The organism is Streptomyces sp. NPDC058092 (genome assembly GCF_042884935.1).
Taxonomy (GTDB): domain Bacteria; phylum Actinomycetota; class Actinomycetes; order Streptomycetales; family Streptomycetaceae; genus Streptomyces.
In genome coordinates, this window is record NZ_JBHVSY010000007.1 from 89288 (window position 1) to 112041 (window position 22754).

At 70.8% G+C, this 22754-nt stretch carries 20 protein-coding genes; 11 read left to right on the forward strand and 9 right to left on the reverse strand.

The genetic code is table 11. The annotated features are described in order from the left end of the window. The first annotated feature begins 30 nt into the window (after positions 1–30). Both ACFVV1_RS13925 and ACFVV1_RS13930 read left to right on the forward strand, forming a co-directional pair. Positions 31–924 (forward strand): esterase/lipase family protein, encoded by an 894-nt coding sequence (locus ACFVV1_RS13925; RefSeq protein ID WP_389989220.1) that lies wholly within the window; start codon positions 31–33, stop codon positions 922–924. A 133-nt stretch (positions 925–1057) separates the two neighbouring features. After that, a complete protein-coding gene (locus tag ACFVV1_RS13930; protein ID WP_389989222.1) occupies positions 1058–2605 on the forward strand; it encodes a methyltransferase domain-containing protein in 1548 nt (515 codons plus the stop codon). A 302-nt stretch (positions 2606–2907) separates the two neighbouring features. On the opposite strand, the gene htpG is transcribed toward ACFVV1_RS13930, so the two are convergent. From htpG to ACFVV1_RS13945, 3 genes are all read right to left on the reverse strand, one after another. Next, entirely contained in the window at positions 2908–4845 is a 1938-nt protein-coding gene (htpG, locus tag ACFVV1_RS13935; protein ID WP_389989223.1) for a molecular chaperone HtpG, read from the reverse strand. Positions 4846–5105: 260 nt separating this feature from the next. Then, the gene (locus ACFVV1_RS13940) at positions 5106–5600 is read right to left on the reverse strand and encodes a DUF402 domain-containing protein (protein WP_389989225.1); all 495 of its coding nucleotides are present in this window, start codon (positions 5598–5600) and stop codon (positions 5106–5108) included. Beyond that, the gene (locus ACFVV1_RS13945) at positions 5581–6501 is read right to left on the reverse strand and encodes a GNAT family N-acetyltransferase (protein ID WP_389989227.1); all 921 of its coding nucleotides are present in this window, start codon (positions 6499–6501) and stop codon (positions 5581–5583) included. The genes ACFVV1_RS13940 and ACFVV1_RS13945 overlap by 20 nt, the downstream gene beginning before the upstream one ends. Positions 6502–6569: 68 nt before the next feature. Here ACFVV1_RS13945 and ACFVV1_RS13950 point away from each other — a divergent pair, with 68 nt between their 5' ends. Further along, positions 6570–6947, forward strand: a complete 378-nt coding sequence (locus tag ACFVV1_RS13950) for a GntR family transcriptional regulator (RefSeq protein ID WP_389989229.1) — start codon at positions 6570–6572, stop codon at positions 6945–6947. 101 nt (positions 6948–7048) lie between these two features. On the opposite strand, the gene ACFVV1_RS13955 is transcribed toward ACFVV1_RS13950, so the two are convergent. Then, the gene (locus tag ACFVV1_RS13955) at positions 7049–8170 is read right to left on the reverse strand and encodes a DUF5925 domain-containing protein (RefSeq protein WP_389989598.1); all 1122 of its coding nucleotides are present in this window, start codon (positions 8168–8170) and stop codon (positions 7049–7051) included. Positions 8171–8365: 195 nt separating this feature from the next. Here ACFVV1_RS13955 and ACFVV1_RS13960 point away from each other — a divergent pair, with 195 nt between their 5' ends. Continuing rightward, positions 8366–9175 carry an SGNH/GDSL hydrolase family protein gene (locus tag ACFVV1_RS13960; RefSeq protein WP_389989231.1) on the forward strand — a complete coding sequence of 270 codons (810 nt, stop codon included), beginning with the start codon at positions 8366–8368 and terminating at the stop codon, positions 9173–9175. A 272-nt stretch (positions 9176–9447) separates the two neighbouring features. Continuing rightward, entirely contained in the window at positions 9448–9711 is a 264-nt protein-coding gene (locus ACFVV1_RS13965) for a hypothetical protein (protein WP_389989233.1), read from the forward strand. A 246-nt stretch (positions 9712–9957) separates the two neighbouring features. Here ACFVV1_RS13965 and ACFVV1_RS13970 read toward each other — a convergent pair whose 3' ends face one another. Further along, positions 9958–10710 carry an ABC transporter permease gene (locus ACFVV1_RS13970; protein WP_389989600.1) on the reverse strand — a complete coding sequence of 251 codons (753 nt, stop codon included), beginning with the start codon at positions 10708–10710 and terminating at the stop codon, positions 9958–9960. A 74-nt stretch (positions 10711–10784) separates the two neighbouring features. Continuing rightward, on the reverse strand, positions 10785–11762 hold the full coding sequence (locus ACFVV1_RS13975) for an ATP-binding cassette domain-containing protein (protein ID WP_389989235.1): 978 nt from the start codon (positions 11760–11762) through the stop codon (positions 10785–10787). Positions 11763–11825: 63 nt separating this feature from the next. Here ACFVV1_RS13975 and ACFVV1_RS13980 point away from each other — a divergent pair, with 63 nt between their 5' ends. Further along, positions 11826–12533, forward strand: coding sequence for a TetR/AcrR family transcriptional regulator (locus ACFVV1_RS13980; RefSeq protein ID WP_389989237.1), 708 nt, complete (start codon positions 11826–11828; stop codon positions 12531–12533). 22 nt (positions 12534–12555) lie between these two features. On the opposite strand, the gene ACFVV1_RS13985 is transcribed toward ACFVV1_RS13980, so the two are convergent. The 3 genes from ACFVV1_RS13985 to hmgA all read right to left on the reverse strand — a co-directional run bounded on the left by ACFVV1_RS13985 (position 12556) and on the right by hmgA (position 16021). Next, positions 12556–13782, reverse strand: coding sequence for a type ISP restriction/modification enzyme (locus ACFVV1_RS13985; RefSeq protein ID WP_389989239.1), 1227 nt, complete (start codon positions 13780–13782; stop codon positions 12556–12558). Between the two features lie 60 nt (positions 13783–13842). Next, positions 13843–14610 carry a GntR family transcriptional regulator gene (locus tag ACFVV1_RS13990; RefSeq protein ID WP_389989240.1) on the reverse strand — a complete coding sequence of 256 codons (768 nt, stop codon included), beginning with the start codon at positions 14608–14610 and terminating at the stop codon, positions 13843–13845. An 82-nt stretch (positions 14611–14692) separates the two neighbouring features. Then, positions 14693–16021: a homogentisate 1,2-dioxygenase gene (hmgA, locus tag ACFVV1_RS13995; protein ID WP_389989242.1), complete on the reverse strand. Its 1329-nt coding sequence runs from the start codon at positions 16019–16021 to the stop codon at positions 14693–14695. A gap of 122 nt (positions 16022–16143) precedes the next feature. Between hmgA and ACFVV1_RS14000 the strand changes: the two genes are divergently transcribed. From ACFVV1_RS14000 to ACFVV1_RS14020, 5 genes are all read left to right on the forward strand, one after another. After that, positions 16144–18249 carry a right-handed parallel beta-helix repeat-containing protein gene (locus ACFVV1_RS14000; RefSeq protein WP_389989244.1) on the forward strand — a complete coding sequence of 702 codons (2106 nt, stop codon included), beginning with the start codon at positions 16144–16146 and terminating at the stop codon, positions 18247–18249. Positions 18250–18266: 17 nt separating this feature from the next. Beyond that, a complete protein-coding gene (locus ACFVV1_RS14005) occupies positions 18267–19094 on the forward strand; it encodes a hypothetical protein (protein ID WP_389989602.1) in 828 nt (275 codons plus the stop codon). Further along, a complete protein-coding gene (locus ACFVV1_RS14010) occupies positions 19091–20374 on the forward strand; it encodes a hypothetical protein (protein ID WP_389989246.1) in 1284 nt (427 codons plus the stop codon). Before ACFVV1_RS14005 ends, ACFVV1_RS14010 begins: the two co-directional genes overlap by 4 nt. A gap of 48 nt (positions 20375–20422) precedes the next feature. After that, on the forward strand, positions 20423–21043 hold the full coding sequence (locus tag ACFVV1_RS14015) for a TetR family transcriptional regulator (protein WP_389989248.1): 621 nt from the start codon (positions 20423–20425) through the stop codon (positions 21041–21043). A 264-nt stretch (positions 21044–21307) separates the two neighbouring features. Next, positions 21308–22753: a CitMHS family transporter gene (locus ACFVV1_RS14020; protein WP_389989250.1), complete on the forward strand. Its 1446-nt coding sequence runs from the start codon at positions 21308–21310 to the stop codon at positions 22751–22753. Position 22754 lies beyond the last annotated feature (1 nt).

Genomic DNA, 22754 nt, shown 5'->3' on the forward strand with positions numbered 1-22754 from the left:
AACTCCCTTGAGCCGCAAGGAGACCACACGATGCTGCCCCGGACCCGTGCGCCGCGTACCCCACGTACGCGGAGAACCCTCGCCGCACTGCTCCTCGCCGTCGCCGCAGTCGCCACCCCCACGGCCACTGCCGCTGCAGCCACCCCCACCGCCGCCACGGCCACCTCCCGTGGCTGGAACGACTACTCCTGCAAGCCCTCCGCAGCCCACCCCCGCCCCGTCGTCCTGGTTCACGGAACCTTCGGGAACTCGATCGACAACTGGCTGGTCCTCGCCCCCTACCTCGTCAACCGGGGCTACTGCGTCTACTCGCTGGACTACGGGCAGCTGCCCGGCGTGCCGGTCTTCAACGGCCTCGGCCCGATCGACGAGTCGGCCGGTCAGCTCGCCACGTTCGTCGACAGGGTGCTCGCCTCCACAGGGGCGTCCGAGGCCGACATCGTCGGCCATTCCCAGGGCGGCATGATGCCGAACTACTACCTGAAGTTCCTCGGCGGGGCCGCCAAGGTGAACGCCATGATCGGGCTCGCACCCGACAACCACGGAACCACCCTCCTCGGCCTGACGAAGCTGCTGCCGTACTTCCCGGGAGCGGAGGACCTGCTGAACGCCAACACGCCCGGCCTCGCCGACCAGGTGGCGGGATCCCCCTTCGTCACCAAGCTCAACGCGGGCGGCGACACCGTGCCCGGAGTGCGCTACACGGTCATCGCGACCAGGTACGACGAGGTCGTGACCCCGTACCGCACGCAGTTCCTGGACGGGCCGAACGTACACAACGTCCTGCTCCAGGACCTGTGCCCGGTCGACCTCTCCGAGCACGTGACGATCGGCACCGTCGACCGGATCGCGTACCACGAGGTGGCGAACGCCCTGGATCCGGCACACGCCACTCCCACCACCTGCGCCTCGGTCATCGGCTAGTAGACGTACTGCCCTGTCCGGCGGCGAAAAAGCGGTACGAGAGGCCCCGCCCCCGTGTCCCGGGCGCTTCGAGGGCGGGGCCTTTCGTGCTGCGCGTGCCGTCGCCGGCAGTGGTGGATGGCACGATCGACTCATGACAACGATCGACTGGGATTCCGCTGCCGACTCCTTCGACGAGGAGCCCGACCACGGGCTGCTCGACCCGGCGGTCCGGCATGCCTGGGCGCAGCGGCTGGAGAGCTGGCTGCCCGGCGAGCGCTCCGAGGTGCTCGACCTGGGGTGCGGCACCGGAAGCCTCGCGCTGCTCGCCGCCGGGCAGGGGCACCGGGTCACCGCCGTCGACCGGTCGCCGCGCATGGTGGAGCAGGCGCGGGCCAAGCTCGCCGGCACCGGCACCGGGGTCCTTCTCGGGGACGCGGCCCGACCGCCGGTCGGCAAGCAGCAGTTCGATGTGATCATGGCCCGGCATGTGGTGTGGCTGCTGCCCGATCCGGTGGCGGCCCTGCGCCACTGGTTCGCCCTGCTGCGGCCCGGCGGCCGGCTGATCCTGATCGAGGGTGTCCGGGGCGCCGTCGGCCTCTCCGCGGAGCGGCTGACCGGACTGCTCTCGGAGCTCACCGAGCACATCCACCACGAGCGGCTCTCCGACGATCCGGCCCTGTGGGGCAAGCACGTCGACGACGAGCGCTACGCCCTGGTGGCCCGTGCCGAACCGCCGCACCGGCATACCGAAGTCGTCGATGTGCATCTGATCCTCCGCCGAGGCCCCGACGTCCTGCTCGCCCGCCGGGCCAATACGGGGTACGCGGACGGGCTGTTCAACGGCCCGTCCGGACACGTCGAGGACGGTGAGGACGTCCGCGCGGCGATGATCCGTGAGGCCGCCGAGGAGATCGGTGTCGAACTCGGCCCGGACGAGCTGCGGGTCGCCCTGGTCATGCAGCACCGCGGCCCCGGCGGCAGTCCCCGGACCGGCTGGTTCTTCGAGGCGGAGTACGACCCCGGCCGCCCGCCGTACAACCGCGAACCGGACAAGTGCTCCGAGCTGGCCTGGTTCCCGCTGGACGCTCTCCCGGACGACATCGTCGCCTACTGCCGGGCCGGACTCGACGGCTACCGCGCGGGGGAGCACTTCCTGATCCACTGGCACGAGGACGGCGACACCGTGGCGTACCAGCCGCACGGGATCCGCCGCGCCGTCCCGCTGCCCGCCGGCGGAGCCGGCACCGGCGGGGTGCACCACATCGAACTGTGGGTGCCCGATCTGCCGACGGCCGAGCACGGGTGGGGCTGGCTGCTCGGCGAGCTGGGCCATGTCCCGTACCAGCGCTGGGAACACGGCCGGAGCTGGCGGCGCGGCGACAGCTATGTGGTGGTCGAGCAGTCACCCGATCTGACCGGGGGGACGCACGACCGCCGCAGCCCCGGGCTCAACCATCTGGCGTTCCACGTCCGGGACCGGGCCACCCTCGACGCACTGGTGGCCGGAGCCCCGGAGCACGGCTGGCGGCAGCTCTTCCCGGACCGCTACCCGCACGCGGGCGGAGACGAGCACATCGCCGCCTATCTGGAGGACCCGGCGGGGTACGAGGTGGAGCTGGTCGCCGGAATCCCGCAAGCCCGCCCGGCACCGGAGGACCCGGCGCCGTACACCGATGTATGGGCACAGCGCCGGGACTAGGAGGGCGCTGAAGATCTTGGCCGGGCTCGCGACGCCCGGCACGCACATCTGCGGCGTTGCCGAAACGGCCTGATAGCTCCTTCCCCGAGCTCTCAACTTCGTTCGAGCAGGGGAGACCCCACCTGAGGCCGCTTCGGCGCCTTGCAGCTGCACGCGCCGAACGCCGCTCCCTGATCCGGCCAAGATCTTCAGCACCCTCCTGGACGTGTCCGACCGCGATCAGCCGGGCGGGTCCTCGGGCAGGTCGCCGGGCGGGCCCTCGGACGGGCCAGGGAGCCTGCCCGAGGGGGTGCGGCCCTCACTCACAGGGTGCGCTCGAGGCGGTCGGCCATCAGCTTGACGAAGCGGGACGGGTCGCCCAGTTCGCCGCCCTCGGCCAACAGCGCCAGATCGTGGAGGAGTTCGGCCGTCTCCTCCAGGCCCGGGCCGGCGTCCTCGCCGCGTTCGGCGTGCGCCCGGTTGAGGCCGCTGACCAGCGGGTGCTCCGGGTTGAGTTCGAGGATGCGCTTGACCTGGGGGACGGGCTGGCCCATGGCGCGGTACATGTTCTCCAGGGCCGGCGTCACGTCATGCGTGTCCGAGACGATGCAGGCGGGCGAGACGGTGAGGCGCGAGGAGAGCCGTACCTCCTTGACGGTCTCACCGAGCCGGACCGTCATCCAGGTCAGCAGATCCGCGTACTCCTGCTGCCGGTTCTCGCGCTCGGTCGCGGCCTCCTTCTTCTCCTCCTCGGTCCCGAGGTCGACCTCGCCCTTGGCGACGGACCGCAGTTGCCTGCCGTCGAACTCGGGCTCGGCCTCGACCCACACCTCGTCGACGGGATCGGTCAGCAGCAGCACCTCGACGCCCTTGGCCCGGAACGCCTCCATGTGCGGGGAGTTCTCGATGGCCTGCCGGGACTCACCCGTGAGGTAGTAGATGTGCTCCTGGCCGTCCTTCATCCGCTCCACGTACTGCCGCAGCGTGGTCGGCTCGTCCTGGTCGTGGGTCGTGGCGAAGGAGGCCACACCGAGGATGGCGTCGCGGTTCTCGAAGTCGCTCAGCAGCCCCTCCTTGAGGACGCGGCCGAACTCCCGCCAGAACGTGGCGTAGCGCTCCGGGTCGGCGGACATCATGTCCTTGACCGTCGACAGCACCTTCTTCGCCAGACGCCGGTGCATCAACTGGATCTGGCGGTCCTGCTGGAGGATCTCGCGCGACACGTTGAGCGACAGGTCCTGCGCGTCGACGACGCCCTTGACGAAACGCAGATACGGCGGCATCAGCGCTTCGCAGTCGTCCATGATGAAGACGCGCTTCACATAGAGCTGGATGCCGCGCTTGTACCCCTGCATGAACAGGTCCTGGGGCGCGTGCGACGGGATGAAGAGCAGCGCCTGGTACTCGAAAGTGCCCTCCGCCTGCAGCCGGATGGTTTCGAGCGGGGCGATCCAGTCGTGGCTGATGTGCTTGTACAGCTCGTGGTACTCGTCGTCCTTGACCTCGTCGCGCGAGCGCGCCCAGAGGGCCTTCATCGAGTTGAGGGTCTCGGGTTCGCGCGGGGCGGCGTCGGCCCCTTCCCCGGTGCCCGCGGTGTCGTCGGCCGGGGTCTCCGCGGCCATCCTGACGGGCCAGGTGATGAAGTCCGAATACCGCTTGACGATCTCCCTGATCTTCCAGGGGGAGGTGTAGTCGTAGAGCCGGTCGTCGGCGTCCTCCGGCTTGAGCCGGAGGGTGACCGCGGTGCCCTGGGGAGCGCTGTCGACGGTCTCGATCGTGTACGTGCCCTCGCCGGTCGACGTCCAGCGGGTGCCCTGGCTCTCGCCCGCGCGCCGGGTCAGCAGCGTGACCTCGTCGGCCACCATGAAGCTGGCGTAGAACCCGACCCCGAACTGGCCGATCAGCCCTTCGGCCGCGGCGGAGTCCTCGGCCTCCTTGAGCTCCCGCAGGAACGTCGCCGTGCCCGAGTTCGCGATGGTCCCGATGAGCTGGACCACTTCGTCGTGCGACATACCGATGCCGTTGTCCCGCACGGTCAGCGTACGGGCCTGCTTGTCGGTCTCGATGTCGATGTGGAGGTCGGACACATCCGCGCCGAGCGAGTCGTCGCGGAGCGCTTCGAGTCGCAGCTTGTCGAGCGCGTCGGAGGAGTTGGAGACGAGTTCGCGCAGGAACACGTCCTTGTTCGAGTAGATCGAGTGGATCATCATCTGCAGAAGCTGGCGCGCTTCCACCTGAAACTCGAACGTCTCAGTGGGCATAATCCGTGATTCCTTCTCAGGTCACCGGGCGGGGAACTGGCCTGAACACTGTAATTCAGCTGGTCATCACGTCAGGCGTGTTCCTTGGGCAACTCCTTCGGGAGGGTGGCCTCGAAACCATGGGAAGTCTGAACAAAGCGGGCATGTTGCCCTGGGTGCGTCGCCGGACAGGACGACCGGGGTCTGACGAATGCGGCGGACGGGGATCCGGGCGGGCAGTGCGGCAGCGGCAGCAGTGTCCGCCCGGGTCCCGGGGCCGGTCAGGTCAGCAGCGCCGCGAGGCCCTCCGTGCGGGCCAGGTGTTCCAGCTCGTCCAGGGCCCGGCGGGCCGCCCCGGCCGCCGCCGGATCGCGTTCGGCGAGACCGCTCTCCTCGAACTCGTCCTCGTCCAGCCGGAGTACGGACGTGCCGTCCGCCGACACCCACAGATCCAGGTCCAGATCCTCGATCAGCAGCTCCCCGTCCCGCAGCACGGCGGGACGGGTGATGTCGCAGTACCAGCCCTTGAGTTCACCCGCTCCGGTACGGACCTCCTTCACGGCGAACCAGCGATCGCGCCAGTAGTGCTCGGTGAACACATCGCCGGGCTCGAACCGTACGAAGCCGAAGTCCCTTACCCCCGGCGCGGCCCAGGGCGCACGCACCGTCACGCGGGTGCCGTCGTCGCGGACCACGTCCGCCGGGTAGCGGATCCTGGTCCGTCCCGCCTTCACCAGGGCGACCGTCAGCGCGGTCTCAGCCGAGCTTGCGGACATACCGCACCTCCGTGGCGCAGATCTCGTAGCCGAACCACCGGTTGACGGCCAGCATCGGGGCGTTCTCCGCGTCATTTCCGGTGTACGCGTCCGTGTACCCGGCGGCGCGCGCCCGGTGCAGCGAGTCGTTCTTGGCGAGCTTGGCCAGGCCCCGGTTGCGGTACGCCCGGCGGGTGCCGGTCATCCCCGACATGTAGCGGGTCAGGCCGTCGGTCTGCGCCGCGCTGAACGCCGCCACCTCTCCGTCGACCACCACGACCGAGGTGAGTTCGTGGTCGAGTCCGGGATGGTGCCAGATCTGCCGGAGCCAGTCCTCGTAGTCGGACAGTTCGGCCGGGGTGTCGCTCGGCTCGTCGGCCGTGGTCTCGGCGTCCGCCTCGAAGAGCGGGCGCGGATCGTCGGCGAAGTCCGCGCCGGTGCGCAGCTCGACGCCGGCGGGGGGCTCCCGCCGGGGCGGCAGCGACCCGCCGGCCAGATCGAGGCGGAGGAAGTGCGCCGAACGGCTCGGTGCGTAGCCGCGCTTCTCGGCGAAGGCGCGGTTCGCCGGGGTGTCGAGCACCCAGCTGTAGACCGCGACCGCGCCCTCCCGCGCCAGATACTCCTCGGCCGTGCTCAGCAGCAGCCCACCCGCCCCGAGTCCGGTGCGGTCCGGGTGCGTGTACGGATTGCAGAACGCCTGGCCCGGTTCGGGGCTGTCGTGGGCGAGGCCGACCTGCGCGGTCCCGATCAGCTCTCCGTCCTTCTCGGCGACCAGCAGCCGGTAGCGCTTGTCGGGATGGGCGGAGGCGAGATCGAAGGCGACCTGCTCGGGAGTCGTCACCATGGAGGGCAGTGCGGCGCGCCGGACCCGCACCCAGGCCTCCGCGTCGGCGGGCAGGAAGTCGCGAACGAGGACAGTCATGGGCCGGACGTTACGCGTGGGTGCCTACGGTCGCCCCTGATTTTCCGGCGGTGGGGGACAATCGGCGGGTGACTCTGAAGATCGCCCTTGATCCGGATGCCGGTACCGCCCCGTACGAGCAACTGCGGACGCAGATCTCCGAACTGGCCCGCTCCGGCGCGCTGCCCGTCGGTTTCAGACTTCCGACCGTACGCGGCTTCGCCGGGGAGCTCGGCCTCGCCGCGAACACCGTCGCCAAGGCGTACCGGGCGCTGGAGGCCGACGGGGTGATCGAGACCCGTGGCCGCAACGGCACGTTCGTCGCCGCCGCCGGTGATGCGGCGGAACGTCATGCGGCGGCCGCCGCACAGGAGTACGCGGAGCAGGCGCGGCGGCTGGGCCTGTCGCGGGCCGACGCGCTGTCCCTGGCCGAGGACGCGTTGCGGGCGGCGTACGAGGCGCGGTGAGACGGGGCGTGGGGGCGGGTCCGGGCGTGGGCCGGAGCCCCGGCCCGGGGCCGTCCGGCGGCCGGTTCGTCCTCCATCGCCGGACGGGCTCGAACGGCCGCTCAGAGGTACAGGCCCGCGTCCGCGCCGGAGTCCTGCTTCGGTACCGACGCGGGGCTGCTGCCCCGCCGCAGCGCGTACAGCTCGGCGAGCGTGGCCCCCTCGCGGCCGAGCCCTTCCTCCGTACCCAGCCAGGCCACCGCCTCCTTGCGGGTCAGTGAGCCCACCTCGATCCTGGCGAGGCAGCGGCCGGGCCTGACCACGGCCGGGTGGAGTCGCTCCAGGTCCTCGTTGGTGGTGACCCCCACCAGCACATTGCGGCCCTGGCCCAGCAGTCCGTCGGTGAGGTTCAGCAGCCGGGACAGCGCCTGGCCCGCCGTGTGCTTGGCCTCGCCGCGGATCAATTCGTCGCAGTCCTCCAGGAGCAGCAGCCGCCAACGGCCCTTCGCCGTGCCCTCGTCCTCGCCGATCGCGATGTCCATCAGATAGCCGACGTCATTGAAGAGCCGCTCCGGGTCGAGCACGCAGTCGACCTGGCACCAGTCCCGCCACGAGCGCGCGAGCGTGCGCAGTGCGGACGTCTTGCCGGTGCCGGGCGGGCCGTGCAACAGGAGCAGCCGGCCGGCGATGTCGTCGGGGGTGACCTTCATCAGCCGGTCCATGGCATCGGCCACCGGTGCCGTGTAGTTGTTGCGGACCTCCTCCCACGTGCCGGCGGCGATCTGCCGGGTGGTGCGGTACGGGCCGCGGCGCGGGGACACGTACCAGAAGCCCATCGTCACGTTCTCGGGCTGCGGTTCCGGTTCGTCCCGGGCGCCGTCCGTCGCCTGGCCGAGGATCTGCTGCGCAAGCTCCGGGCTGGTCGCGGTGACCGTGACGTCGGCGCCGCGGCTCCACCGCGAGACGAGCAGCGTCCAGCCGGCACCCTCGGCGAGGGTGGCGCTGCGGTCGTCGTCGCGGGCGGCACGCAACACCTTGGCCGCCGGGGGCAGCAGAGTGGCCCCGGCCTTGACGCGGTCGAGGGAGGAGCTGTGCGAGTACGGCTGCTCGCCCGTCGCGAAGCGGCCGAGAAACAGCGCGTCGACGACATCGGACGGGGAATCGCTGTCGTCGACGGTGAGCCGGATCGGCAGAGCGGACTCAGGGTTGGCAGACATGGCGCCCATGATCCGGCACGAGGCCATCCGGCGCACCCAGGTTTCAACACCTTCCTCCCCGCTCGAGCGGGTCGATCCCGGACATGACGCGGCCTCAAGGGGGCGCACAGGAGAACTCATTGGAGCAACTTGGCATGGACACTTCCGGTGAGGGTGTGCGCACTGCTACCACGGACACGGCAGGCCGGCGGAGATCCTGCCGGTCGGTCCAAGGGAGGTTCCATGAAAATGTCCAGACTCGTGGCGTTCTCGTCCTCGCTCGTGCTCGGTGCCGTACTCGCTCTGACCGGAGCGGCCACCGCCAACGCCGCCACGTCTGTCCAGGCCGTCGACTACGTAGCCCTCGGTGACTCGTACTCCTCGGGTGTCGGATCCGGCAGTTACGACAGTGCCAGCGGGGACTGCAAGCGCAGCACCAAGGCCTATCCCAAACTCTGGGCCGCGGCCAACTCGCCCTCGTCCTTCGCCTTCACCGCTTGCTCGGGTGCCCGCACGAGTGATGTCAAGGCCGGTCAACTCGGCCCCCTCAACTCCTCGACCGACCTCGTCTCGATCTCCGTCGGCGGCAATGACGCGGGCTTCGCCGACGTCATGACCACCTGTGTCCTCCAGTCGGAGGCCACCTGCCTCAGCCGGATAGCCACGGCCCGCAGCTATGTCGACACCACCCTGCCCGGCAACCTCGACTCGGTGTACTCGTCGATCCGCGCCAAGGCGCCGTCCGCGCGTGTCGTCGTTCTCGGCTATCCGCGCTTCTACAAGATCGGCGGCAGTTGTGTCGTCGGTCTGAGCGACAAGGTGCGCGCCGCGATCAACGACGCCTCCGACTACCTCAACGCGGCGACCGCCAAGCGCGCCGCCAACCACGGCTTCACCTTCACCGATGTCGCGGGGAAGTTCACCGGGCACGAGATCTGCTCCGGAGACGCCTGGCTGCACAGTCTCAACTGGCTCAACATCGGTGAGTCGTACCACCCCACCGCGGCCGGACAGTCGGGCGGCTACCTGCCCGCCCTCGCCTCGGCTGCCTGACCCTCCACCCAGTGCGTGCGCCGGGCCCGTCGGTCGTCCGACGGGTAGGAGGCCCCCCGTCCGCAGGGGTCTCCGTCCGGCACCCTGCCGATCCCTGCCGGCGAACCACTTCCGTTCTGTCCAACTCGCCCTGGAATCGGGGGGATTCGGAATGAGATCGTCAACCTCCGTATGTGTGTGCTCAATCCTGTGACCGGGATACACGGGTGTCGTCGCGGGGGGATAGGGTTAACCTGCCCGGGCCGGGTGCCCTCGTACGGGTGGGGAGTGACATGGAACAGATAACGGTGCGCAGCAGGCCTCGTGTGCCTGCCATCACATGCGGGAGCAGTGCGACGAGTTCGCGCCTCGACCGCCATCTCGCGGTGCTCGGCGGACCCGTCGTCCCGCAGCGGGAGTCCGCGGAGGCGACGCTGCTGATGCGCGAGCTCACCTCGCGCGATGCCGCCCATCGCCGTCGGAGCAAGAGTGCGCGGGTCTCCCTCTTCGCGCCGCTGCGTCGACTGCGCCGCTCGCTCTTCGGCAGCCGCCACTGACCCGACGGCCCGTCACGACTGCCCAACGGTCCACCGCCCGGGCTCTCCCCGGCCAGGGTTCATCGTCCAGCTCCCCCCGCTCGGGTCGGTCGGACGATCTCACCGTCCCGGCGCTGCGCTGCTGTCCGCTCTCCCGCCTCCCCGGAGCCCGCAGCAGCGCTTCGGTGTGCTCGCCCAGGCGCATCGGCCTGCCCGGCGCCCTGGACCGGCCCACCGCGCTGCCCCGGTGCGCGCGGCGCGGCGCGGTCACTCGCCGCCGCGCGCGTAACGCCGTACGGCCAGCGGCACGAACACCGCGAGGAGCACCACCGACCAGGCGAGCGTCCCGGCCACCGGATGGGCGACCGGCCAGGCGGCGTCGGCCGCCGGGGAAGCGTTGCCGAACAGTTCGCGGGTGGCCGAGGCCATCGCGCTGATCGGGTTCCACTCCGCGACCGTCCGCAGCCAGCCCGGCAGGTTGTCGGTCGGGATGTACGCATTCGACAGCAGCGGCAGGATGAAGGTGGCGCTGCCCAGCTGACCGGCGACCTCCTCGTTGCGGATCAGCAGGCCCAGCCAGCAGCCCAGCCAGGACGTGGCGAACCGGAGGAGCAGTAGCAGCCCGAAGGCGCCCAGGGCGGCGAGCGGACCGCCCTCGATCCGCCAGCCGACCGCGAGTCCGACCAGGATCAGCGGAATCATGCCGATGGCCGTGGCCAGCAGATCGGCGGCGGTCTGGCCGAACGGTACGGCGGCCCGGCTCATCGGCAGCGTGCGGAGCCGGTCCATCACCCCGCGGTGGCAGTCCTGTGAGGCCTGGAACATCCCGACCATGATGCCGTTGGCCGCCGTCGCCGCCAGCAGACCCGGCACCAGGAAGGCGCGGTACTCCTGGCCGGGCACGGCCAGGGCGCTGCCGAACACGTACCCGAAGAACAGCAGCATCGTGATCGGCATGGTCTGGGTCAGGATCATTACGCCCGGCGCTGCTTTGATCCGCTGCAGATGGCGGCCCAGCATGGCCAGGGCATCGGCGACCGGGGTGCTTGTGGCGGGCGCGACGGACTGATGCTCGTGGGTCGGTGCGGTGCTGCTCATGCTGCCGTCTCCTTCAGGGGCGGGGAGGTGCGGGCGTCGCCGCGGTCGGTCAGGCGGAGGAAGACCTCGTCGAGCGTCGGCGGGCGCAGGCTCACGTCGATCACCGGTACTCCCGCCGCGTCGAGTTCGCGGACGATACGGGGGAGGGTGAGCGTGGTGTCGGTCGCGACGGCGCCCACGGTGCGGCGCTCGTGGTCGAGTACCGGTTCGGTGCCGGTGAGCTGATCGAGGACGCCTGCCGCCGCGACCAGCGCCGATTCATGGGAGACGACCACTTCGGCGTAGCTGCCGATGCGGGCCTTCAGCTCGGTGGGGGTACCGCGATGGGCGGCCCGGCCATGGTCGATCAGCACGATGTCGTCGGCCAGCTGATCGGCCTCCTCCAGGTACTGCGTGGTGAGCAGGACGGTCGTGCCCCGGCCGGCCAGTTCCCGTACGGCCGTCCAGATCTGGTTGCGGCTGTGCGGGTCGAGTCCGGTGGTCGGCTCGTCCAGGAACAGCACCCGGGGGCGGGTCAGCAGACTGGCGGCGAGGTCGAGACGGCGGCGCATGCCGCCCGAGTAGGTGCGGGCCGGGCGGTCGGCGGCCTCCGTCAGCTCGAAGCGCTCCAGGAGTTCGTCGGCGCGGGTGCGCGCGGCCTCGCCGCGGAACCGGAGCAGCTTGGCGAAGAGCCGCAGGTTCTGCCGGCCGGACAGCTCGCCGTCGACCGAGGCGTTCTGCCCGGTGACGCCGATCGCCGCGCGCACCGCGCCCGCCTCGCGCACCACATCATGGCCCGCCACCCGGGCGCTTCCGCCGTCCGGGGCCGTCAACGTGGTGAGGACCCGGACGGCGGTGGTCTTGCCCGCGCCGTTCGGCCCCAGCACTCCGCAGACGGTGCCCTCGGCGACCGCGAGATCGAGTCCCCGCAGCGCGTGGACATCGCCGTAGCGCTTCTCCAGACCTTCACTAAGTACAGCGTACGTAGTTGTCATGCGGCCACCGTACCGCACTACGTACGGTGTACGTAACTACCATGGTGGGAGAGGTGATGATCAATGGTGGGGCGACCCGCTGTACCCGAAGTGATCTGGGCGCGCCCCGAGCGTGCGGGCCGCGGCCCCAAGCCCGCTTTCAGTCGCGCCGACATCGCGGCAGCCGCCGTCCGCATCGCCGATGCGGAGGGTTTCGACGCGGTGTCCATGCGGAAGGTCGCGGCGGAGCTCGGCTGCGGCACGATGTCGCTCTACAACTACGTGCCACGCAAGGAGGACCTGTACGAGCTGATGTTCGACGCGGTCAGCGGCGGGTACGATTTCCCGGAGCCGTCCGGCGACTGGCGCGCCGATCTCATCGCACTGGCCCATCAGGCCCGCGCGATGATGCGCCGCCACACCTGGCTGCCCCGGCTGATGTCACCCGTGTACGGCTTCAGCCCGAACACCCTGCGGTATCTGGAGTACGCGCTCAGCTGCCTGGACGGCGTCGACGCGCGATTCGGCGAGAAGATGGAACTCATCGCCATGGTCACCAGTGTGGTCACCACCTATGCGGCCAACGAGATCGCCACGGCGGAGCGCAGCCGGTCGCTGCCCTGGTCCGAGGAGCAGGAGCACGCGGTGCGCACCGGCTATCTGATCAGCCAGATCGCCACCGGGAAGTATCCGCGGATGGCTGCGGGATTCGCCGAGGACCCCGGGCCGATCGATCTGGACGGGGTCTTCGACCGGGCGCTGCGCCGGGTGCTGGACTCCTTCGACCGGTAGCGAGTGGGGCGAGGGCGCACGGTCACAGGAGCGCGAACTGCCCGTCCGGGCCCTCTTCCTGATGGTCGAGCACCGATGCGGGCCGTCGGGCCGTGGCCGGGACCGGCAGGACGCCCGCCGCGCGAAGGTCGTCGGCCGTGATCTGCGGGCCGTCGGTCAGGCCCTCCCGCCGCGGCCGGAGCCCGTCGAGCAGGGCGAGCACGGTGATCAGTTCCAGCAACTCCGAGGTCCACTCCTGGGGCCAGGCCCGGGGCCTGACCGCTTCCAGGCCGTCCATGTCCTGCGCTCCGGCCGCCGCCGTACGGCGCTCGAACCACAGCTCCAGCATCCGGACCCCGCCCACCCGGAACTCCCACGCCCCGGCCGGCACGGGCGAGATACGGCCCGTGCCGAGCAGGAGCGCCTCGTCGGCCGGGTCGTACTCCAGCGTGGCCGGTACGGGCGGAACCGAGGCCCGCACATAGGGGCGGCGCCCGCCGGGCAGCCGCGGGCGCTCCCCGCCCCGGGCACCGCGCAGCTGCAGCCGCAGCAACTCCTGCCCCAGCTCCACGCCCGCCGACCAGCGCGCCGTGTCGGCCGGCAGCGGGACCACGCACCCGGCGGGGGAGTGACGGGCCGCCGCGAGTGTCCACGCCAGCACGGACCGGTCCGTCACCGCATCCCCGTGGCGGGCCCGGAGCAGTGCGAGGAGTCCCGGGGCCAGGTTCGGTTCGAGACCTCCGGGGCGCCGGTACAGCGGCCGGATCCGGCCCGGCCGGCCGGCGGGGGAGTGGCCGTCGGGCAGGAGCGCCGTCACGTACAGGGCGGGGCCGGTGTCCCGGGGCACGTACCCGTGCTCGACGGCGAAGAACTGGTGCCCGTCGGCGACCCGCCACAGCTCGGGGCGGGCCGCGTCGATCAGCCGGTGGTCGGGGAGCAGCCACTGTTCGTCGAACGGGCCGTGCAGGATCCGTACCGGCTCGGGGCACGGTCCGGTCTCGCGGGCGAACCCTCCGGTGCCGGTGGCCTGTCCCGGAAGCGCCGCCACCGGCGTGTGCGGGGTACGGAGACGGGTGGGCCGGAACAGCCGTTCGCGCTCGGCGGCCTCCGCCCGGACCAGCCGCTCCCAACGGGCCTTGAGCGAACCGGCGTCCGGGGCGGTCACCCAGGGGCGCCCGGTCCGCAGCGGTCGTACGGACCAGGGCATGAGGTCGTCCAGCAGCGGGCTGTCGTCGTCCCCGCCGGCTCCGGCGCCCGCCCGTGCTGCCACCGTGTCGTCCTCCCCGTCGCCACCGCCTCCGGCATCGTAACGGCGCCGGAGGGCGGGCCGTCAGCGCGCTTCCACGGTCACCGAGAAGGAGAACCGGTCGCCCCGGTAGCGGATCTGTGCCACATCCACCACCCGGCCGCTCTCGTCGTACGTCACCCCCGTGTAGAACAGGATCGGGCTCAGCAGCGGGACCTGGAGGAGTTCGGCGGTCGCCGGGTCCGCGAGGCGCGCCTCGACCGTGTCGGTGATGCGCGCGATCCGGACGCCGACCCGGTCGCGCAGCACCTTGGTCATCGGCCAGCGTTCGAGATCGGCGACATCGAGCCGGGCCGCCACCTCTGGACGCACCGCGTTCTCCGCCCAGTTGGTGGGCTCGTCGCTCTCCCCGTCGCGGCGCAGCCTGCGGTAGCTGACCACCTCGGCGCAGTCGGGGAAGTACTCGGTGAGATCGCCCGGCACGGCGATCGGACCGTGGCCGAGGACCGCGGCCCGCTCGCCCGACTGCTGGGCCACGATCGCGTCGATCGAGCCCAGCAGCCGGACCGGTGACACCCGGCGGGCGCGCGGCTCGATGAAGGTGCCGCGCCGCCGGTGCCTGCTGATCAGCCCTTCCGTCTCCAGCTCCTTGAGCGCCTGGCGCATCGTCAGAACGCTGACGCCGTAGTGCGCGGCGAGCTGCTCCTCGGTCGGCAGCCGCGCCGAGGCGTCCTTGGTGCGGCCCAGTATCGAGGCGCGCAACGACTGCGAGACCTGGTACCACAACGGCAGTTTGCGGTTGAGGACCAGCGAATCGGGGGCGAAGGCGTGTCCCTGGGACAACTTGGGCATCTGAGGCACCTGGGTCACCTGGTTTCTCCGTACTGCGGCACGGCGGACGCGACGACGCGGGGCCGATACGTGGCGTCGTTGCCTACGGCCTGAAGTTGCGGCTCAGACCCTGCCACACGTCGTCGTAGCCGCGTTGCAGATGGCCGGCGGCGGCCGCCTGCCCGGCCGCCGTCACCGGCCAGCGGGTCTCGAACATGAAGGCCAGGCCGTCGTCGATCTTCTGCGGCTTCAGCTCCGCCTCGCTCGCCCGGTCGAAGGTCTCCCGGTCGGGGCCGTGCGCCGACATCATGTTGTGGAGCGAGCCGCCGCCCGGTACGAACCCGCCCTCGCCGGCCGTCTTCGCGTCGTACGCGCCCTCGATCAGGCCCATGTACTCGCTCATCACATTGCGGTGGAAGTACGGCGGCCGGAAGGTGTCCTCGCCGACCAGCCAGCGCGGTGCGAAGACGACGAAGTCGACCCCGGCCAGCCCGGGGGTGTCGGACGGCGAGGTCAGCACCGTGAAGATCGACGGGTCGGGGTGGTCGTAGCTGATCGAGCCGATGACATTGAAGCGGTGCAGGTCGTAGACGTACGGGGTGTGGTTGCCGTGCCAGGCGACCACGTCCAGCGGCGAGTGGTCATAGGTCGCGGACCAGAGGTTCCCGCAGAACTTGTTGATCACCTCCACCGGGCGTTCGTCGTCCTCGTAGGCGGCGACGGGGGCGAGGAAGTCCCGGGCGTTCGCCAGGCCGTTGGCGCCGATCGGGCCGAGGTCGGGGAGGGTGAAAGGCTGACCGTAGTTCTCGCAGACGTAGCCGCGGGCGGTGGCGTCGAGCAGCTCCACACGGAAGCGGACGCCGCGCGGGATCAGCGCGACGTGCCCCGGTTCGGCGCGCAGCAGGCCCAGTTCGGTACGGAGCAGCAGGCCGCCCCGCTCCGGAACGATCAGCAGTTCGCCGTCCGCATCGCTGAACACCCGGTCGGTCATGGACGCGTCGGCGTGGTAGAGGTGCACGGCCATGCCGGTGCGCTGCGTCGCGTCGCCGTTGCCGCCGAGGGTCCACAGGCCGGCCACGAAGTCCGTCCCGGCCGCGGGCTCGGGGAGCGGGTCCCAGCGCAGCCGGTTGGGATCGGGCACGGAATCGGTGAACGGGGCGGTCCGGATCGCCCCGTTGTCGATACGGACGAACGGGGGATGAGCGGCCGACGGGCGGATCCGGTAGAGCCAGGAACGGCGGTTGTGTGCCCGCGGTTCGGTGAAGGCCGAGCCGCTCAGCTGCTCCGCGTAGAGCCCGAGGGGCGCGCGCTGAGGCGAGTTACGGCCGTGCGGCAGCGCCCCCGGCACTGCCTCCGAGCTGTGCTGATTGCCGAAACCGGCGGAGTACTCAAGCCCTTCCGCCGTCTTCCTCGCCTGCTCGATGCCGCTCATGTGCGCTCCCGGTGCCGAAGAAATCCTATGGACAACCGTAGGAATCGAATCGGGGCGCGTCAACGGCATTCGTGGTGCACAGGGGGGTTCCAAAAGTTGAACAATGCTCTACTCTCCCGCACATGTCGTGGACACGAAGACTTCTGGTGGTCCTGGCGGCGCTCGCCGTCGCCCTCCTCGCGGCTCCGGCCGCCCAGGCGCACGAGGAACGTCCGGTCACCCTGCCCGACGGAACCGGCAGCGTCCCCGTGTACCGCACCGGCGAACCGGATCTGCTGGTCTGCAAGAGCGACCGGGCGGACTTCGAGCGCCGCATATCCGGCTTCCCGCAGGGGCTGCGGGCCCGGAACCTGAAGCTGTTCGACCGGTGCCTGAAGTCCGGCTACCGCCATCTGCAGCAGGCCGTCGACGCGGTCGGCAGGCCCGGCATGAACATCGCCATCCTGCCCGGCCTGTACGAGGAGGAGCCCTCGCTGCCCAAGCCGGCGGGGGAGTGCGCCCGGCTGAAGGCGCCCAACTCCAAGCTCGGCTACCAGATCCTGTCCTACGCGCAGCAGACGCAGTGCCCGCACAGCCAGAACCTGGTGGCGATCCTCGGGAAGAAGAACCTCCAGATCGAGGGGACGGGCGCCGAGCGCACGGATGTCGTCATCGACGCCAAGTACCAGAAGCTCAACGCGATCCGCGCGGACGGCTCCGACGGTGTTTACTTCAAGAACTTCACCGCCCAGCGCACCACGTTCAACTCCCTGTACGTCCTCGCCCAGGACGGCTTCGTCATCGACTCCGTCCTCACCCGGTGGAACGACGAGTACGGGTTTCTGACCTTCGCGAGCGACCACGGGCTGTACAAGAACTGCGAGTCGTACGGCAACGGGGACTCGGGCATCTACCCCGGCAGCGCGTCGGACATCAATGACGCGTACGGCTACGACGTGCCGCGCTACTCGATCGAGATCACCGGCTGCCGCAGCCACCACAACATGGTCGGCTACTCCGGCACCGCGGGCGACTCCGTCTACGTCCACGACAACGAGTTCGACCACAACATGGGCGGCGCCTCGATGGACAGCGCCTTCCCCGGGCACCCGGGACTGCCGCAGAACCACGCCCGCTTCGAACGCAACCTGATCCACGACAACAACGCCGACTACTACCCGTACGTCGCCGACGGGACCTGTGCCAAGCCGCCCGTGGACCGCGGCTACGAGGACGGCGTCGTCTGCCCGCAGATCTCCATGCCGCCCGGCTCCGGCATCATCACAGCGGGCGGCAACTGGAACCTCTACGAGAACAACTGGATCTACGGGCAGGAGCGCGCCGCCTTCTTCCTGACCGCGGTACCCGCCTTCATCCGCGGCGAGAACGCGCTGTCCAAGCAGACCGACACTTCCCACCACAACCGGTACGCGGGCAACCACCTCGGCACGGACAAGGCGGGCAACTCCCGGCCCAACCGCACCGACGTGTGGTGGGACGGTCAGGGCGACGGCAACTGCTGGCAGTCGGACGCCGGTCCGTCCTCCCCGCGCGCCCTGCCCGCCTGCGGCTCCGAGCGCGGCGCGGTGTCCGGACGTACCGACCGGCTCGTCGGCGAACCGGTCAAACTGGCCCAACTGCTGGTCTGTGCCGACTACAACGTGCAGGCGCGACGGCTGCCGGCCGGCTGCGACTGGTACGGAGCACGTGGCATCGAGCGCATCGAGGTGCAGTTGGCGCTGGCGGTCGCCGTGGTGCTCGCGCTGGTCGGCGGGGTGCTGTGGTGGCGCAGGCTTCGCGGCAGCGGGTTCGCCACCGCCGTCACGGTGCTCGGCGTGATCGGTCTCGGGCTGGACGTGGCCGGATCGACGATGGGGCTGGCCTCCTCCTACGTGCCCGCGCTGGCGCTGCTGCTGACCGGGGTGTGGTGGACCGGGATCGGTCTGGTGCTGCGGGGCGAACGGCCGTGGCTGGGCTGGACCACGGTGGTCCTGGGTGCGCTCACGCTGCTCGACGCCGTCGACAAGGCCGTGTTCATGATCCCGTGGATTCCGCTCAGCCCGGCCTGGGTGCGTGGACTGCTCGGTGTGATCTGGGTGGTGTGGGCCGTAGTGGCCGCCGCCCGGCACGGCGAGCGGGCGGCGTCGGGCGAACGGGGAGCGTCGGCGGAGGGCCGGGCTCCGGACGCGGACGCGCTCGCCACACCGGCCCCTGCCCAGGCCCCCGCCCAGGAAGGAGACGTATCGTGAAGCGTTCCCTCAGGCGACTGCGGGCCGCCCGGCCGGGTAGCACAACCGTCACCGTACTCACCGCGGGCGCCCTCCTGTTCGGAGCGAGCGCCTGCGGCGGCCGGGCCACCACCCACCACAAACCCGGCACCAGCCACGAGCAGGCCGGTGGCAGCGTCGGCCGGCTCCTCACCGCCGACGACGGCTCCGGCCACCGGCTGCGTCAGGTCGACGCCAAGGGCGCCCCCGAGGTGACGGTCGCCGTCCGGCCGGACTCCGAGGACGGGTGGAACGTCCATCTCTCCGTACGGAACTTCCGGTTCACCCCGGACAGTGTGGGCGGCGCCGCTCTCCTCGGGCGCGGCCACGCCCGCCTCTTCCTCGACGGCCACCCCCTCGCCCGGGTCTACGGCCCCTGGTACCACCTCCCCGGCTCCCTCGTCCGCGGCGCCGGTGGCGGCACCGGCCTCACCGCCCGGCTCTACGCCGACGACCACACCTCCTGGGCCGTGAACTCCGCCCCGATCCAGGCCACCACCTCCCTCGCCACTGCCTCCGCACCGCCCACCGCACCCGCGGCGCACCCACCGGAAACGCCCCGGCCCGACACGACCCTGGAGATCGTCGTCTCCCACGGCAAGGTCAGCCCCGCCCCCGGCCGCACCGAGATCAAGAAGGGCCGGATCATCGCCCTCCGGGTCCGCAGCGACCACGCCGACACCCTTCACGTCCACGGCTACGACAAGGAGGCCCGGCTGCCCGCCGGAAAGACCGTCACGCTCACGTTCACCGCCGACCGCACCGGGCTCTTCGAAGTCGAGACACACGAGTCCGACCTGCTCCTGACCCAACTCGTCGTACGGTGAGCGTCCTTGCCCATGGCATCGGCGCCCAGCACGATCTCCCGCTGTCCCCCTTCTACGCCTTCGCCGGTGCCTTTGCCGCGCTCTTCGTCTCCTTCCTCGCGCTCGGCCTGCTCTGGTCCGCCTCCCGATTCCGCGGCGACCGGGCCGGCCGCCCGCTCCCGGCCGCCGTCCAGCGCCTCGCCGACGCCCGCCCCACCCGTACCGGCGCGCGCGTACTCGGGCTGGCCGCCGCCCTGTTCGTCACGCTCCACCTCCTCCTCGGTCCGGACGACCCGGACCGCAACCCGGCCCCCGGCGCCGTCTACGTACTTCTCTGGGTCGGGCTCGTCCCCGCCTCACTCCTCTTCGGCCCTGTCTGGCGACTGCTCAATCCGCTCCGTACCGTCCACCTCCTCGGCTGCCGTGCGCTCGGCCGCGACCCGGCCGCGGGCCGCCCCCTTCCCACGCGCCTCGGGCTCCGGCCCGCCGCGGCCGGGCTCCTGGCCTTCACCTGGCTCGAACTCGTCACACCCGACCCCGCATCGACCACCGCCCTCCTCCTCTTCCTCGCCCTCTACACCGCCGTCCACCTCGCAGGCGCCGCCCGCCACGGCGCCGGATGGTTCGACCGGGCGGACGCCTTCGAGGTCTACTCGGGGCTGCTCGCCCGGCTCTCCCCGCTCGGCCGCCGCCCCGCCGACCGCCGCCTCGTACTCCGCTCCCCTTTCAACGGCCTCGATGCCACCCCGCAGACCCCCGGACTCGTCGCCACCGTCTGCGTCATGCTCGGCTCCACCGCCTACGACGGTTTCTCGGACGCCCCGTCCTGGATCACCACCGTCCAGACCTCACCGCTGGGCCGTACCACCGCGGCCACGCTCGGACTCCTGGGCGCCGTCGCCCTCGTCGCCACCCTCTATGCCCTCTGCACCGGTGCCACCCGGCTGATCTCCGGTCGACTCCGCCATCCCCTCACCGCCTTCGCGCACTCGCTCGTCCCGATCGCCCTCGGCTATCTCGTCGCCCACTACTTCACGCTCTTCGTCACCGAAGGACCACGCACCGTCATGGTGGCATCCGGCACTGACAATCCCGTCCCGCCCGAACCACCCCTGGGCCCGGGCGGTGTCGCCACGCTCCAGGTCGCCGCGATCGTCCTCGGCCACGTGCTCGGCGTCGTCGCAGCCCACGACAGGTCCGTGCGCCTCTTCCCGTCCGGCCGCGCCGTCGCGGGGCAACTCCCGCTGCTGGTCCTGATGATCACGTACACCATCGGCGGGCTGTCCCTGCTCATCGCGTGAGGCCGCGCCCGCGCCGGCCCGCCACCCGCAGAGGAGACCCACGGCATCATGGAGCCCGTGCCCCATGCGAATACGAACCTCCGCCGCGCCCCCGTGCAGCAGCGCAGCGCCGAACGCCTCGCGCGGATACTCGACGCCTGCGCCGAACTCCTCGACGAGACCGGCTACGAGCAGCTCTCCACCCGGGCCGTCGCCGTCCGCGCCGAGGTCCCCATCGGCTCCGTCTACCGGTTCTTCTCCAACAAGCGCGCGCTGACCGACGCGCTCGCCCGGCGCAATCTGGACAGCTACGCCGAACGCATCACCGCCCGCCTCGCCGTCATCCCGGCCGACGACTGGCGCAGCGCCATCGATGCCGTCCTGGACGAGTACCTGGGGATGAAGCGCTCCGTGGCCGGCTTCGCCCTCGTCGACTTCGGCGCACCGGCCCCCGACGGCGACCCGGCCGACGACGCCAACCAGCGGGTCGCCGGCCGGCTCACCGAACTTCTCTCCGGGCACCTCGGCCGTGCTCCCGACGAGGGCCTGCTCCGGACGGTCCTGATCTGCGTCGAGGCCGCCGACGCCCTCCTCCAACTGGCCTTCCGTGCCGACCCGTCGGGCGACGTGGCCATCGTCGCCGAGACCCGCGTCCTGCTCCGGGCCTACCTCGCGCAGGTCCTGGACTGACCGCGCGACAGGAGCTCACAACCCCCGCCAAGGCACCGGACGGCGTGCCGCCGGTTGTGCCGCCGGTTGTGCCGCCGAAGGCGTCGCCCGTTGTGCCGTCAGACGTGCCGCCGGTTGTGCCCAGCGCCTGACCACCGCGTTGACCTGGGGTTTTGCTCGTATTGCTCGCATGTCAACATCTTGTTAACGCGGCGAGGCGCGCCCTAACGTCATCCGAACCGCCGAGTCCGGCGGGAGTTCAAAGGTGAACGATAGGTATCCCACATGCTGACAATCCTCGGCTTCGCCATGATTGCGACCTTCCTGGTCCTGATCATGATGAAGAAGATGTCGCCGATCGCGGCGCTGGTCCTCATCCCCGCACTGTTCTGCGTAGCCGTCGGCCAGGGCGCGAAGCTCGGTGACTACGTCATCGAGGGCGTCGGCAACCTGGCCCCGACCGCCGCGATGCTGATGTTCGCCATCGTCTACTTCGGCGTGATGATCGACGTCGGCCTCTTCGACCCGATCGTGCGGGGCATCCTGCGCTTCTGCAAGGCCGACCCGATGCGGATCGTCATCGGTACGGCGGTGCTCGCGGCGATCGTCTCGCTCGACGGCGACGGCTCCACCACCTTCATGATCACCGTCTCGGCGATGTACCCGCTCTACAAGCGCCTCAAGATGAGCCTGGTCGTGATGACCGGCGTCGCCGCCACGGCGAACGGTGTCATGAACACCCTTCCCTGGGGCGGCCCCACCGCCCGTGCCGCCACCGCGCTCAAGCTGGACGCGGGCGACATCTTCGTCCCGATGATCCCGGCGCTCGGCGTCGGACTGGCCGCCGTCCTGCTCCTGGCCGTCGTGCTGGGCCGGCGCGAGCGCAAGCGGCTCGGCACGCTCACCCTCGACGAGGTGCTGACCACGGAGACGGTCACGGAGTCGGAGACGGTCCTCGTCGGGTCGGGCGGCGGCAGCGACCGTACCCGCACGAACTCCGGCGGAGCCGGTACGGGGACGGGCACGGGCGCGGACACCGGCGACGGCGACGGCGAAGACGCCGAAGCCGATGCGGACGAGGACAAGGGCTTCAAGGGCCTGGACCCGCACCGCGCCACCCTGCGCCCCAAGCTCTACTGGTTCAACGCGGGCCTCACCGTCGCCCTGCTCACCGCGATGATCATGGAACTGATGCCGATCCCGGTGCTCTTCCTGCTCGGTGCGGCCCTCGCCCTGACCGTCAACTTCCCCCACATGCCCGACCAGCGGGCCCGCATCGCCGCCCACGCCGACAACGTCCTCAATGTCTCCGGCATGGTCTTCGCAGCCGCCGTCTTCACCGGTGTCCTCTCCGGCACCGGCATGGTCGACCACATGGCCGACTGGCTCGTCGGCGCGATCCCCGACGGCATGGGCCCGCACATGGCGATCGTCACCGGCATCCTGAGCATCCCGCTGACGTACTTCATGTCCAACGACGGCTTCTACTTCGGCGTCGTCCCCGTACTCGCCGAAGCCGGTGCCGCCCACGGTGTCTCCCCGCTGGAGATCGCCCGCGCCTCCCTGGTCGGACAGCCTCTGCACATGTCGTCCCCGCTGGTCCCGGCCGTCTACGTCCTCGTCGGCATGGCGAAGGTCGAATTCGGCGACCACACCAGGTTCACGGTCAAATGGGCCGCGCTCACCTCACTGGTGGTGCTCTGCGCCGGACTCCTCTTCGGCATCATCTGAC